The 13,153-nt window shown below is 27.9% G+C and carries 15 protein-coding genes; 1 reads left to right on the plus strand and 14 read right to left on the minus strand.

Translation table 11 applies throughout. The features are described from left to right. Window positions 1-17 precede the first annotated feature (17 nt). From era to AVBRAN12642_RS00165, 8 genes are all read right to left on the minus strand, one after another. Complete coding sequence (gene era / locus AVBRAN12642_RS00130) at window positions 18-887, minus strand: GTPase Era (RefSeq protein ID WP_214115752.1); 870 nt, start codon at window positions 885-887, stop codon at window positions 18-20. Beyond that, on the minus strand, window positions 884-2,203 hold the full coding sequence (hslU, locus tag AVBRAN12642_RS00135; RefSeq protein WP_214150108.1) for an HslU--HslV peptidase ATPase subunit: 1,320 nt from the start codon (window positions 2,201-2,203) through the stop codon (window positions 884-886). The genes era and hslU overlap by 4 nt, the downstream gene beginning before the upstream one ends. A 2-nt stretch (window positions 2,204-2,205) precedes the next feature. Beyond that, window positions 2,206-2,742, minus strand: a complete 537-nt coding sequence (gene hslV / locus AVBRAN12642_RS00140) for an ATP-dependent protease subunit HslV (protein WP_214115754.1) — start codon at window positions 2,740-2,742, stop codon at window positions 2,206-2,208. Then, a complete protein-coding gene (rplI, locus tag AVBRAN12642_RS00145) occupies window positions 2,742-3,185 on the minus strand; it encodes a 50S ribosomal protein L9 (RefSeq protein WP_336607800.1) in 444 nt (147 codons plus the stop codon). Before rplI ends, hslV begins: the two co-directional genes overlap by 1 nt. A gap of 99 nt (window positions 3,186-3,284) precedes the next feature. Continuing rightward, window positions 3,285-4,001 carry a tetratricopeptide repeat protein gene (locus tag AVBRAN12642_RS00150; RefSeq protein ID WP_336606776.1) on the minus strand — a complete coding sequence of 239 codons (717 nt, stop codon included), beginning with the start codon at window positions 3,999-4,001 and terminating at the stop codon, window positions 3,285-3,287. A gap of 2 nt (window positions 4,002-4,003) precedes the next feature. Then, window positions 4,004-4,486 (minus strand): DUF3972 domain-containing protein, encoded by a 483-nt coding sequence (locus AVBRAN12642_RS00155; RefSeq protein ID WP_214115757.1) that lies wholly within the window; start codon window positions 4,484-4,486, stop codon window positions 4,004-4,006. 9 nt (window positions 4,487-4,495) lie between these two features. Continuing rightward, window positions 4,496-5,743, minus strand: a complete 1,248-nt coding sequence (locus AVBRAN12642_RS00160; RefSeq protein WP_336607801.1) for a peptidase U32 family protein — start codon at window positions 5,741-5,743, stop codon at window positions 4,496-4,498. Continuing rightward, complete coding sequence (locus tag AVBRAN12642_RS00165) at window positions 5,743-6,459, minus strand: chemotaxis protein (RefSeq protein ID WP_214115759.1); 717 nt, start codon at window positions 6,457-6,459, stop codon at window positions 5,743-5,745. The genes AVBRAN12642_RS00160 and AVBRAN12642_RS00165 overlap by 1 nt, the downstream gene beginning before the upstream one ends. 83 nt (window positions 6,460-6,542) lie before the next feature. Between AVBRAN12642_RS00165 and glnA the strand changes: the two genes are divergently transcribed. Next, a complete protein-coding gene (gene glnA / locus AVBRAN12642_RS00170; RefSeq protein ID WP_336606778.1) occupies window positions 6,543-7,973 on the plus strand; it encodes a type I glutamate--ammonia ligase in 1,431 nt (476 codons plus the stop codon). A gap of 30 nt (window positions 7,974-8,003) precedes the next feature. On the opposite strand, the gene AVBRAN12642_RS00175 is transcribed toward glnA, so the two are convergent. The 6 genes from AVBRAN12642_RS00175 to AVBRAN12642_RS00200 all read right to left on the minus strand — a co-directional run bounded on the left by AVBRAN12642_RS00175 (window position 8,004) and on the right by AVBRAN12642_RS00200 (window position 13,152). Then, window positions 8,004-8,351: a cupin domain-containing protein gene (locus tag AVBRAN12642_RS00175; RefSeq protein ID WP_336606779.1), complete on the minus strand. Its 348-nt coding sequence runs from the start codon at window positions 8,349-8,351 to the stop codon at window positions 8,004-8,006. Between the two features lie 61 nt (window positions 8,352-8,412). After that, entirely contained in the window at window positions 8,413-9,294 is an 882-nt protein-coding gene (locus AVBRAN12642_RS00180) for a glycosyltransferase family 9 protein (RefSeq protein WP_336606780.1), read from the minus strand. Continuing rightward, entirely contained in the window at window positions 9,291-10,166 is an 876-nt protein-coding gene (locus tag AVBRAN12642_RS00185; RefSeq protein WP_336606781.1) for a lipid A biosynthesis lauroyl acyltransferase, read from the minus strand. The genes AVBRAN12642_RS00180 and AVBRAN12642_RS00185 overlap by 4 nt, the downstream gene beginning before the upstream one ends. Further along, window positions 10,163-11,110 (minus strand): glycosyltransferase family 9 protein, encoded by a 948-nt coding sequence (locus AVBRAN12642_RS00190; protein ID WP_336606782.1) that lies wholly within the window; start codon window positions 11,108-11,110, stop codon window positions 10,163-10,165. The genes AVBRAN12642_RS00185 and AVBRAN12642_RS00190 overlap by 4 nt, the downstream gene beginning before the upstream one ends. After that, window positions 11,091-12,080 (minus strand): OmpA family protein, encoded by a 990-nt coding sequence (locus AVBRAN12642_RS00195; protein WP_214115765.1) that lies wholly within the window; start codon window positions 12,078-12,080, stop codon window positions 11,091-11,093. Before AVBRAN12642_RS00195 ends, AVBRAN12642_RS00190 begins: the two co-directional genes overlap by 20 nt. Continuing rightward, the gene (locus tag AVBRAN12642_RS00200; RefSeq protein ID WP_336606783.1) at window positions 12,073-13,152 is read right to left on the minus strand and encodes a MotA/TolQ/ExbB proton channel family protein; all 1,080 of its coding nucleotides are present in this window, start codon (window positions 13,150-13,152) and stop codon (window positions 12,073-12,075) included. The genes AVBRAN12642_RS00195 and AVBRAN12642_RS00200 overlap by 8 nt, the downstream gene beginning before the upstream one ends. Between the last annotated feature and the right edge of the window lies 1 nt (window position 13,153).

The following is a 13,153-nucleotide window of genomic DNA, read 5'->3' on the forward strand; positions in this document are numbered from 1 at the left end:
TAAATACCTTTTATTTTTTATTGTTTTAAGCCTACTTTTTTTAAAAAGTTCTCATTATCGTACCATTTTTTTTGAACTTTTGCAACCAACTTTAAGTTAATTTTTAATAAAAAAACTTCAGCAATTCTTTTCCTAGCGACTATTCCAATACGCTTAATTGTATTAGCATTTCGACCAATTAGCATTGCTTTATGATTTTCTGAATCTGTAATAATATCGGCATAAATAGTTAAAAAATTATCTTTTTCTATAATTTTATTAATTAACACTTCACAACAATATGGCAATTCATCACTAAGATTTTGATAAATGCTTTCTATTATTAATTCTTTAATAACATCTTTAGTTGTTTTATCAGTGCTAAATTCTGGGTCAAAAAAATATGGGTGTTCTGGCAAATACTTTACCATCTCATCTAATAATTTATTTTTATAAAATTTATTTTTTGATGAATAAGGAATGATATTAGGAACAATATCTAATTTATTAAATTCTTCTAATTTATCCAATAATTTTTTAGGTTCAACCAAATCAACTTTGTTTATAACTACAATATGCTCAACCTTTGGCTTTAAATCTAAAAATTTTTTATATTCATCTAAACTATCAAAAATACTCATAACGAATACAATCAAATCACACTCATCTAAGCTCTTTTTAGCAGCTTCTATTAATAGTTGATTAAAATTCTTATTGCTTTCGTGTAGGCCTGGAGTATCTATTAATATTATTTGATTTTCATCGTGCATTATTACCACATTCATTTTTCTTCTTGTGGCATTTTCTTTATGTGATACTAGGCAAATATTTTCGCCTAGTAAAGAATTAATCATTGTGCTTTTACCGGCATTTGTTCTGCCGATTACACTTACAAAACCACTTTTCATAAAATATATCTTGCTATATCTTGATTTTCTATAATAGAGCCTAATTTATCATCAACTAATTTTGTATCTATTACACAATCTTTATCTTTGTATTTATCACACTCATAAGAAATATCTTCTACTAATTTTTCAATAACAGTATGTAAGCGTCTAGCACCTATATCTTCCATACTTTCATTTGCTTGTGCTGCTATTTTTGCAATTTTTTTAATAGCATCATCTTCAAACACTAAATTAACTCCTTCAGTTTCTAAAAGGGCTTTATATTGTTTTAAAAGTGAGTTTTTAGGTCTTGTTAAAATTTCATACAATTCATCAGCACCCAAGCTATCAAGCTCAACTCTTAATGGAAATCTACCTTGTAATTCAGGGATTAAATCACTTGGCTTACTTAAATGAAATGCACCTGCTGCAATAAATAATATATGATCAGTTTTTACATTACCTAATTTAGTATTTACTACACTACCTTCTACGATAGGTAATAAATCTCTTTGAACACCTTCTTTGCTAGGGTCTTGTCTGCTTGAATTACCCGAGCTTACCGCAACTTTATCTATCTCGTCAATAAAGATTATTCCTTCATTTTGAACTCTTTTTAAGGCTTCATCTTTAATGCTTTCATTATCTAAAACACTATCTGTTAATTCAGTTTCTAAAACTTTTCTAGCGTCTTTAATTTTTAACTCTTTTTTCACTTTTTTATCAGCAATACCAATTACTTTTACCATCTCTTGCATACTTGCAAGTTCTGGTGGTAGATTTGGATTTGTCTCAAGTGAGCGTTGGGTTACATAAATTTCTATAACCTTATCTTCAAATTCTTTATTTCTTAGACGCTCTTTCATCTTTTCTAAGCTAGTTTCATACTCTGCTTGTTTTTCTTCACTAACACCTTTTGGTAATGGCGGTAATAATTTTTCTAAAATTTTATTTTCTATTAGTTCGGCTAATCTTGATTTGTTTTTTTCTAAATGCTCGTTTTTTACTAAAGTTAAAGCTGCATTAGCTAAATCTCTTACCATACTTTCTACATCACGACCAACAAAACCAACTTCAGTATATTTACTAGCTTCTACTTTAATAAAAGGCAAGCCCATTAATTTAGCAATTCTTCTTGCAATTTCTGTTTTACCAACACCTGTGCTTCCTATCATTAAAATATTTTTAGGAACAACATCATCTTGCATACTTTCTTCAAGCTTTAATCTTCTATATCTATTTCTTAAAGCAATAGCAATTACCTTTTTAGCTTTTTCTTGACCTATTACATATTCATCTAAAAATTCAACAATTTCTTTAGGTAACATCTGCATTCTTAATCCCTTAATTCATAAGTAGTTATATTTGTGTTTGTATAAATACAAATCTCTCCTGCAATTTTAAGACTTTCTTTAACTAAAGTTAATTCATCTAAATTCGCATGATTATGCAATGCTCTTGCAGCACTAAGTGCGTATGCTCCACCACTTCCAATAGCACAAATGCACTCATCTTGTGGCACAACTACATCGCCTGTTCCGCTTAATAAAAAGATTTGTTTTCTATTTAAAACTATCATCATAGCTTCAAGTTTTCTTAAGTATTTATCTTTTCTCCACTCTTTTGAAAACTCAATAACAGCTCTTTCTAAATCTCCTTTTTTACTCTCAAGCATTTTTTCAAACATATCAAATAAAGTAAAAGCATCAGCAGTGCTTCCTGCAAAACCTGCTAATACTTTTCCTTCATAAAGCTTTCTAAGTTTTACTGCATTACCCTTTAAAACCGTATTTCCAAAAGTAACTTGCCCGTCACCACCAATTACTGAAGCATCTTTTCCTTTATAAGCTAAAATCGTAGTAGCGTGAAACATTAAACACCTTTTACCACTACTACAAATTCAGCAACAATGCCATGACCTAATTTTGCACTCACTTTATACTCACCTTCTGCTTTAATAGCATAATCTTGAATGCTTTTTTTATCAAGTTCAAGGTTGAATTGCTCTTTAATAGCGTGTGAAATTTCATCTTTTGTAACTCCACCAAATAATGCTCCATTAGCGCCTAATTGTTTTTTAATAATAACTTTTTTATCAGCTAAACTATCTTTTAATTTATTCATTAATTCAAGCTCGTATCTGTCTTGCTCTTCTTTTTTCTTTAAATCACTTGCGTGTTTTCTAAGCACTTCTGTGCTAGCAACTTTTGCAAAACCTTTACCAATTAAGAAATTTTGACCATAACCATCTTTTACTTCTTTAACTTCTCCGGCTTTACCTAAGCCTTTTACATCTTTAATTAATAAAACTTTCATAATTTCTCCTTTTTGTAATATTATTGATTGTAATAAAAAAAAGTATATTTTACGCAAATTATTATGTGGAATTTAAATCTATAATGAATGATTTAAATTCTAATACTTTATTTGATTAAGTATGTCGTAATTATAGCAACCCATCTGCTCGCCTAAATCACAAGCTTTTTTACTTAATTTAAGCGCTTTATTATAATCTTCTTTTACACCTTCGCCATTAAAATAAGCAAGAGCTAAATTATTGCAAGCCATAGGATATTCTCCATCACAAGCTTTTTCATATAATTTAATTGCTTTATTGTAATCTTGTTTTACGCCTTTTCCTTCGCTATACGAAACGCCAGCATTATAACAAGCATTAAAAACTTCTCCATCGCAAGCTTTTTCATACAACTTGATTGATTTACTATAATCTTGCTTTACACCTTGTCCAATATAATAAGAATTACCTAAATTATAACACGCTTCAAAAACATCTGCATTACAAGCTTTTTCATATAAGTTATTTGCTTTTTTGTCATCTTGTTTTATACTTTTTCCATTTTTATATATCCAGCCTAAACCAAAACAAGCACCAAACTCATTTGCATCACAAGCTTTTTTAAATAATTTAATTACTTTTGAATAATCTTGCTTTACATATTTTTCTTGACTATAAATATAACCTAAAAAACTGCAAGACTTAAAATTATCTTTAGCACATTCTTTTTCCCAAATTTTAGCAGCTTTTTCGTATTCTTTATTTTTATAATACTCTAAACCTTGATTAGCAAAACAAAACACGCTAATAAATACAAATAATAAGAATTTTCTCATTTTTATTCTTTAATATCTTTTTGATAATTTTCTACAGCTTTATTCCACATTAGTTTATATTTGCGTTTAAGATATTCAATTTCTTCTCTAGCTAATTCTAATTCTTTATTTAGAGTATCTATTACTTTTCTATCTTCATCATAAAGCTCTTGCATAGAATAAAGTGCTTCTTTTAAAAAGGCATTTTCACCCCTTAAAACTTCTAAAGTTTCATCCTTTGCATCTAAGACTTTCTCGTGAAGATTAAGAATAGTTCCTATTGTCTTTTCTATAAAATTACCTGCAGGGGTATTTGCAATATCTTGAACTTCTATGTTTTTATCTTTTACAGGAACGATTGCAAAAGTCCCTGCATTTGCTTCTATTAAAAGCTTTTCATTTTCATATTTGTGTTTTAATGAACCACTTTTAATCATAGCCATTACAACTTCTTCATTCAAATGAACTAATTTGCAAAATTCACTAAGTTCAAGATATGTTTGCATAAAAAACTCCTATGCTCTTAAAAAGCTAAATTCTGGCAATAAAGATGGGCTTAAAATCTCATTTATATTGCCACTATGTAATTCACCAAATTCCTTGTTATTCTCATTTATAAGCTTTTTAAATTTGCAAAAATATTTATCATCACGCTTATAAATTTCGCCTATTTCATTATTTACTAATTCAATACTTGCATTTAATGGAGCAAATATTTCGTATTCATAATCTTTTTTAATAATTCCCTTACTAGCTATGCTTTTACCATTTTCACTAAACCCATGCACTTGCATTGTGCCTTGCATTATTGAAGTTTCGTGATTTTGAGTATCATCTTTTTCATAAGGTCTAGCCATTAAATACCCATCAGTAAATCCACGAGATTTTAAAGTATTTAACTCATCATCATATTTTTTTGCATCAAATTGATTATTTAAAGTATCAATTACAGCTTGTTTGTAAGTTCTAGTTGCACAAGCTACATAATATTCACTCTTAGTTCTTCCTTCTATTTTAAAGGCATTTATGGCATTTTTTTCCATAATTTTGTCTATATAATTAGCAAGTTTTAAATCTTTAGAATTAAAAATATGTGTTCCTAAATCATCTTCTACTATTCTAAATAAAGCATTATTTTCTGGATTTTTCGCATATAATTCATAAGGAAATCTACAATCATTAGCACATGCACCAAGATTTGAGCGTCTTCCACTCTGAACTGCTGATATTAAACACCTTCCACTATAAGCAAAACACATTGAGCCATGCACAAATGCTTCTATTTCAATATCTGCATTTTTTGCTATATCACAAGCATCTTTTAAGCCTAATTCTCTAGCAATTACAACTCTTTTTGCACCTAATTCTTTATAAACTAAAGCATCTTCATAATTTAAAATATTTGCTTGAGTGCTAACATGGATAGGAATATTAGGAGCTATTTGTTTTGCTAATCTCATAGCACCTATACTAGCGATTATTAACGCATCAGGTTTTAGCTCGGCAAGTAAGGCTAAATGTCTTTTAAGACCTTCTAGTTGTGCACTCACATGAAAACCATTAACCGTTGCATAAACTTGCACACCTTTGCTATGAGCATATTTTATACCTTCTGCAAAGCTAGTTTCATCAAATTCTTTAGCAGCACGAGAGCGCAAAGAAAACGATGAAAGTCCTGCATAAACAGCATCAGCACCATAATTTACAGCAATTTTTAATTTTTTTAAATTACCTGCTGGAGCAATTATTTGTGGAGTTAGCATTATTTTTTACCTAATGATGCAATTAATGCTTCAATATCATCATTTGTAACCAAATCAGCTGTGCTATCTCCTTCAATATGAACAGCACTACTAACTCTTTTTTCATCATCAATTCTACCTTCAAACAAGCTATTCATATACTTAGATAACGCTCTCATTACATTAATTACACGCTCAATTTTTTGTCTATGAATATCTTGATATTGCATAGCATCCATTGCCATCATAGCTTCATCTTGTCCCATTGCTAAATTATCTAATGCTTCATCAATTTTTGCTAATTGTTCTTTGCATTCAGCTAAACATTCACTAAATTTATTAACATTAGGAAATTTCTCATTTAAAGTTGTAAATAACTCAACTTGATTTTGAACTGATTTTTTAAAGGTTTTTATAATCTTTTCAGCAGTTGCAAAATAATCCATCATTGTTTCAATTTTTTCAAGTAATTCAGTAGCTTTAACTTCACTATCACGAGTTACATCATCTAATTGATTTACAACCTTATGATCTTCTGTTGGTGGTGGTGGTGGCCAAGATTTCCTTGAATCTGGTCTATATGATTTATATTCTTCTTCTAAACTCAATTCTTCATCTTCTAAATCTTCAATTGCTTCACTAGGCTCTACAACTTCTTCTTTTATATCATTAACAATTTCATCTTCAAAATCATCAAGCCCACCAGCCATTAAAGCATCTAATTCTTCTTGCGTCATTATTTTTCTTCCTTAAAATAATACTTAATTAAAAAATATTAGCTAAAATCATAGCTAATCAAATCTAACTTAAGGTTAAAAAAATGGCTAAATTTGTAAATAATGTTACCGAATTCTTTGATTTTTGCGTAAGCAATGAAATAAAGTTTGTAGATTTTAGATTTACTTCTCTTGATGGCACTTGGAATCATCATACATACACTATGAAAAGTGTAACAAAAGATACACTTACTAATGGAATTCCTTTTGATGCAAGCTCGTATAAAGGATGGCAACCAATTGAAAAAAGTGATATGATATTAATCCCTGATGTTACAACAACTTTTATTGACCCATTTACAAGCGACAATACCGTTATTGTAATCTGTGATATTTTTGATGTTTATAAAAATGATTTTTATGAAAAATGCCCAAGAACAATAGCAAAAAGAACTCTTAAAATGCTAGAAAGTAGTGATATTGCTGATACTGCGTATTTTGGTGCTGAAAATGAATTTTTCATCTTTGATGATATTAAAATCGTAGATACAATGAATTATGCTATGTATCAAATAGACACAGAAGAAGGTGAATGGAATGATGGTAAGCATTATGAAGACGCTTATAACACCGGTCATCGCCCAAGAAGAAAAGGTGGTTATACTCCAGTTCCTCCTGTTGATAGTATGCAAGATTTAAGAGCTGAAATGGTTCAAGTTTTAGAGCGTGTTGGTATTGAATGCTTTGTTCATCACCACGAAAACGCACAAGGTCAAGGAGAAATCGGGGTTAAGTTTAATACTTTAGTAGAAGCTGCTGATAATGTTCAAATATATAAATATGTAGTAAAAATGGTAGCTCATCTAAATGGTAAAACTGCTACATTTATGCCAAAACCACTTCATCTTGATAATGGTAGCGGAATGCACGTTCATATGAGCTTATTTAAAAATGGCAAAAACTTATTCTATGATAAAAGTGGCTATGCAGGACTTAGCAAGACTGCAATTCATTATATAGGTGGGGTTTTAAGACACGCAAGAAGTGTAACAGCATTTACAAATCCAACTACTAATTCTTATAAAAGATTAATCCCAGGGTTTGAAGCTCCATCAATTCTAACTTACTCTTGTCAAAATCGTTCAGCTAGTTGTAGAGTGCCTTATGGAATTAACGAAAAAAGTGCTAGAGTTGAAATGCGTTTTCCTGATAGTTCTAGCAATGTGTATTTGGCATTTTCATCAATGCTTTTAGCAGGTCTTGATGGAATTAAAAATGAGCTTACTGCAGCTGGACCTATGGATGAGAATTTATTTAAATTAAGCCTTGATGAAATTAGAGAAAAAGGAATAGAGCAATTACCACATACTCTAAGGGGTGCTTTAGAGAGCCTAATCCGTGATAATGCTTATTTAAAACCTGCTTTTACTGATGTTTGCATACAAGATTATCAACATATGAAGTTTAAAAATCAAGTTTGGCCAGTAGAACAACGCCCAACTGCATATGAATTTAAAACTACATATTCTTGCTAATTATTTAGAGGTTGAAAAACCTCTAAAGTATTAATCAATTTGAACGCTTTTTACCCTACTAAAATTATCATTTTTTGCAAGACTTAGTCTAATTATACTATCTTCATTAGCAATTAAACTATGATTAATATTAGCAGCTACTTTTATACTCATCAAATCTTTTAGATTTATACTTTTATTATCAATTACAAACTCAATATCCCCTTTTAAAACCTGAACCACAATCACTCCTGGAGCTTTATGCTCTTGCATAATTTTACCTTTTGGTAAAATAATTTGGATTTCTTTGTTTGCTTCATCATCATAAATTGGAGTTATTTTTAACTCACTTGAATTACCTTGCCATTCTTTTACTTCATAAATTACATTAAATTTCATAAAATCTCCTTTGAATAATTTTAGGAGTATTTTACTCTTTAAAGAAATAAAAAGACTTGATTTATCTCATTTGTTCTAATACAAATTCAGGTGTCATTTGTTTCATACAATTGTGGTGCTTTAAAGGGCATACTTTTTTAGCACAAGGAGAACAAGGCAAAAACAATGAAAATAACTTACCATTATTACAAAAAGGATATGTTTGTTTTGTATTCGTAGGTCCGAAAAATGCTAGAACTTTTATATTAAAACTAGCACCTAAATGCATAATTCCACTATCATTTGCCAATAAATAATCAAGGCTAGAAACTGCTAAAGCCAATCTTTTAATATTAGTTTTACCACACAAATTAATGGCTTTTATATCGTATTTTTTAAGCTCATCTTCAATAAAATTACAAATTCCAGCTTCATTATGAGTCCCAAAAAGTATTATTTTATGCTCTTTAAAAGTGCTAGCAATTTTTGCAAAATAACTAGGCTCATAGCATTTAGCAGCACCATAATTAGCACCAGCTGCTATTCCTATTAGTTTTCTTGTTTTAAGCTTTTTAAAAGGTAAAGCTGTGTTTAATTGTTCATCCAATCCAAGTGGCTTTATTAGATTAAAATATTTTAAAACTTGATGAGTATTATCACTTTTGTTTGCTTTAAAATAAAATTTTTTCTTAGCATTTAATATAAATAACAAAAACTTAGATGACAAACTTGCTTTAAATGAAATTCCTAAATCAAATTCTTCTTTTAAAGCTTTAATTTGTTTTAATCTTTGTTTTTTTATCTCTACTACAATTTCACCTAAATCCTTATAAAGCTCACAAGCTACAAAACTTCCATAAAAAGTAATTTTTGCATTAGGATATTTTTTAATTAAAGCATTAATAGCACCAGCAGCCATAATAGCATCGCCTAACCAATTAGGTAAATATATAAAAATTTTCAATACTCATCCCCATAAAATGTCTTAAATCTTTTGTGAAACCAAAAATACTCACTAGGATTTTTCTCCCACATTTTTTTAGTGCATTCTAATTGATAAAAGCTAAGTTCTTCTATTGTTTTTTCACTAGCCTTTAATGGCTTAAAAAACTCTATACAATAACCATCGCTAATTTCATAAATATAAACAGGCAATAAATAAGCATCACACCTTTTAGCTATAAGACTTGCTGCATTGCTTTGAGTAACTTTTCTACCATATAAAATAAACTCGCTACTTTCTTTAATATGTGCGTCTTGATCGCTTACAATTCCTACTAATTCATTATTGTTTAAAGCCTTAATCATAGGTCTTAAAGCATTTGTTTTTTCTATTAGTTTTACTCCGAAATTTTCTCTATATTTAGTAAGTATGGCATTAATTTTTGCACTCTCTAAAGCTCTTCCAATTATATTAATTTTACAATTATACTTAATAGCAACAGCAGATGGCAAAATCTCCCAATATCCATAATGTGCTGTTGTAAAAACTATTTTTGCATTAGCACTTAATAAATCTTGTAAATATTCTTCGTTTTTGAATAATTTTATTTGTTTTAATAATTTTTCTTGGCTTATATTTTGATTTTTTACCATTGATAATATATAAAAGGCAAATTTTTTATAAACTTGTTTGGTAATTTCTATACTTTTTGGAGCTTGTGTGAGTTTGCAAAAATGCTCTAAGTTTTTTAAGATTATATTTTTATGTTTTTTATTAATTCTAAATGCTAGGCTACCGATTAAATTAGCAAAGAATTTTAAAATCTTATTGGGAATTAATTTTAGTAAAAAATTAAAAAAATAAAAAATAAAAATATATAAATAATCTCTCATTTGCTAAAAACCTTATTAATAATATCTAAAACTTTTTCTTTATTTACATCGCTAAATTTATAAAAATAATGTTGTAAATTAGATGGACTTATTAATCTTTTTGCAGGTTTTTTATCACATTCGTTTAAAAAAGTTATATTAGGACGATTTAAAACCACAGCAATATGAGTAGTCCCGCTATCATTTCCTATGATTAATTTTGCTAATTTGCTTAAAAACACTAATTCATTTAATGAAATTTTAGGCAAGACTTTAGCATTTTTACATTCTTTTGCAATCTCATTTGCTCTATCAAGTTCTATTTGAGAACCCCAACTAAGCAATATTCTATAATCACAATTTTTACAAATATCAATCAATTTTTCTAAAGGGAGCATTTTATTTATTTTACTTGAGCCATTATGTAATAATATAAATTCATCTTCTATTAAAGGCTTTATTTTATTCATAATATTTTGAGTTTTTATCTCATCATAAATTAATATATCGCTAGTTACTAACTCATCATTTTTAAATTCTTTTAAAGCAAAGCGAGTTAATTCAAGGCTTCTTTTATACACATTTTCTAAATAATCACAATTGCAATGGTTTTTATAAAAATAATAAGCTAACTTTTCTCTTAAACCATTTTTAGAATATCCATAAGAATTTGCGCTCAAATAATTTGCTAAAAAACCTGATTTTATTCTTCCTTGATAATCAATACTAATATCATATGATTTTTTTAAATGTTTTATCTCTTTTAATGCTTTTATTGGGTGTTTTTTGAGTGGTAACGAATAAATATTATCAAACCAAATAAGTCCATCAAGTAAAAAATAAAACCTAGAATCTACAAAAAAATCAATCCTAGCTTTAGGATATGCAGCTCTTATATAATTAATATGCCATAGCATATGAAAAATATCGCCCATTGCACTAAGTCTAATTATTGCTATTTTCACTTAAATCCTTTGAAATTACACTTTCAAATTCCTTGATTGCTTGTTCATTTGAAAATTGTAATTTTATTTCTATTCTTCTGCTTGCTTGTTTATCTTCAACGCCATCTTTAAATTTTAAATCATTATAGCTTTTGCCAACTGCTACAAGTAATTTTTCTAATCTTTTATCATTATAAAACGAATTAATAAATTTCATAATCTCCAAAGCTCTTTTTTGAGATAACTCAAGATTATAAGTAAATCCACCAACGCTATCAGTATGTCCTTCAATCACTATACTATCAATATTAGCTAGAATTTCAGGTGAGCTAAGCAAGGCATCAAAATACTTAATTAGAGTTTTTTTAAGCTCTTCTTTTGCACTATCTTTAATCAAATACTCCGCACTATCAAACAAAATACTAGCATTTAAGCTAATACTGCCTGAATTAAGATTGATTAAAATATCATTTGATAATTTATTTTGTAAAGCTTGAATTAATTTTGTTTTATTATTTTTAAGCTTTTCGTATTCAACCTTAAACCCACTCAATTGCTTTGCTAATTCGTCTATTTTATCATCTTTATTTTTTATTTTTATTTCAGTATCTTCAAGATTTTTAAGTAGCATTAAAATCTGTGCGTCTTTTTTGTCAATATTGCTTAATAATTCTTCCTTGTTTTTTGCATTTTCATCTAAATTAAGAAGCAATTTTTTAATATAATCATTTGCATCTTTATTTTTATTTAGCTCATCGTTTAATGAAATATTGAGTTTTTCAAGCTCTTCATTTAACGAGCTCAAAAGCTCATCTTTGCTAATTATTAAAGCTTTTGATTCATCTAAATGTTTTTGTTCATTTTTTAGCTCATTTTGTGTAAAAATATATTTTAAAACAATAGCACTAAGAACTAAAATAAATACAAACAATAATCCAGCCATCAAATCAGCATAAACTATCCAAAAATTATTATTATCTTTATTACGCATTATTTATTTTATTTAATACCTGATTTGCTTCTTTACTAAGGTTTTCAATATCAGCTTTTAATTCATCAACTATTCTAAATTCGTGTTTTTCATCTTCATAAATATTTTTAAAATCTAATAATTTAGCTTCTAAATCTTCTTTTAATTTAGCAAATTCTTTCAAGCTATTTTCAATTCTTGATGAAAATTCATCTATCTTTTCTTGCATTTGCTTAGTATTTTTATTGCTTAATTCTAAAGATTTTTGAGCTAAATTTGTATGAACTATCGCAATTTTTTCATAAGATTTAAATAATTCTTTAAAACCTGTAAATTTATCTTGATGGAGTTTTGATATTTCATTAAAAAACTCATTATCATAAAGCTTTGATAATAATAAATTTGTATTAGAAAATAACTCACTATTTTTTCTAAGAGAAATTCTTTCTAATTCTTCTTTACTCCAAAAATATTTTTTACTATTAATTCTATAATTTTCTTTAAAATTATTAATTTTAGCAATACCAAGTCTTGAATAAAACATCCACCAAATAGTAAGAAAAATCCCATAAATTGAAACATAAAAAGCAGTTGAAATTCCACTAAGCAATAAGCTAATTTCTCCTTCAAGCGCAGCTGAACTACCTACTTTAAAATCAGGCATAGATATTGCAATACTTATAAATGTTCCTAAAATTCCAATCATTGGAAAAACAGCACTAGCAATATATCCAAATGAAAGTGGCTTTAGCTTATGTAAATAATTATCAAAAAATTCATCAAAACTCACATTAGCCTTACTAATTTCATCAATTCTTAAAGAATTATCTTTAATAAAATCTTTTAAATCATTTTCAAAAATTGACGAATTCTTTTTAATTTTTGCATATACACAATATTCATTTTGCGGTGCAAAAAACATAGCAAATACTAAAAGCACAGCACACATTATAATAGTATGTAATGGCATAATAAGTTTTATAATATTTAAATAAGCTAAAATCGCTAACACGAAGACTAATAAAGGTAAAAAGATTAAAAATAAAAAAGAAGAAAATACACTTTTCTTCTTTTTAACAATTATTGTTTGCAAG

It is taken from the genome of Campylobacter sp. RM12642 (assembly GCF_020137635.1).
In the GTDB taxonomy this organism is placed as follows: Bacteria; Campylobacterota; Campylobacteria; order Campylobacterales; family Campylobacteraceae; genus Campylobacter_E.

Excerpts from the sequence above, each read along its gene's own strand:
- era (WP_214115752.1), bottom strand. The coding sequence starts at position 887 with ATGAAAAGTGGTTTTGTAAGTGTAATCGGCAGAACAAATGCCGGTAAA.
- hslU (WP_214150108.1), bottom strand. The coding sequence starts at position 2,203 with ATGCAGATGTTACCTAAAGAAATTGTTGAATTTTTAGATGAATATGTA.
- hslV (WP_214115754.1), bottom strand. The coding sequence starts at position 2,742 with ATGTTTCACGCTACTACGATTTTAGCTTATAAAGGAAAAGATGCTTCA.
- rplI (WP_336607800.1), bottom strand. The coding sequence starts at position 3,185 with ATGAAAGTTTTATTAATTAAAGATGTAAAAGGCTTAGGTAAAGCCGGA.
- AVBRAN12642_RS00150 (WP_336606776.1), bottom strand. The coding sequence starts at position 4,001 with ATGAGAAAATTCTTATTATTTGTATTTATTAGCGTGTTTTGTTTTGCT.
- AVBRAN12642_RS00155 (WP_214115757.1), bottom strand. The coding sequence starts at position 4,486 with ATGCAAACATATCTTGAACTTAGTGAATTTTGCAAATTAGTTCATTTG.
- AVBRAN12642_RS00160 (WP_336607801.1), bottom strand. The coding sequence starts at position 5,743 with ATGCTAACTCCACAAATAATTGCTCCAGCAGGTAATTTAAAAAAATTA.
- AVBRAN12642_RS00165 (WP_214115759.1), bottom strand. The coding sequence starts at position 6,459 with ATGACGCAAGAAGAATTAGATGCTTTAATGGCTGGTGGGCTTGATGAT.
- glnA (WP_336606778.1), top strand. The coding sequence starts at position 6,543 with ATGGCTAAATTTGTAAATAATGTTACCGAATTCTTTGATTTTTGCGTA.
- AVBRAN12642_RS00175 (WP_336606779.1), bottom strand. The coding sequence starts at position 8,351 with ATGAAATTTAATGTAATTTATGAAGTAAAAGAATGGCAAGGTAATTCA.
- AVBRAN12642_RS00185 (WP_336606781.1), bottom strand. The coding sequence starts at position 10,166 with ATGAGAGATTATTTATATATTTTTATTTTTTATTTTTTTAATTTTTTA.
- AVBRAN12642_RS00195 (WP_214115765.1), bottom strand. The coding sequence starts at position 12,080 with ATGCGTAATAAAGATAATAATAATTTTTGGATAGTTTATGCTGATTTG.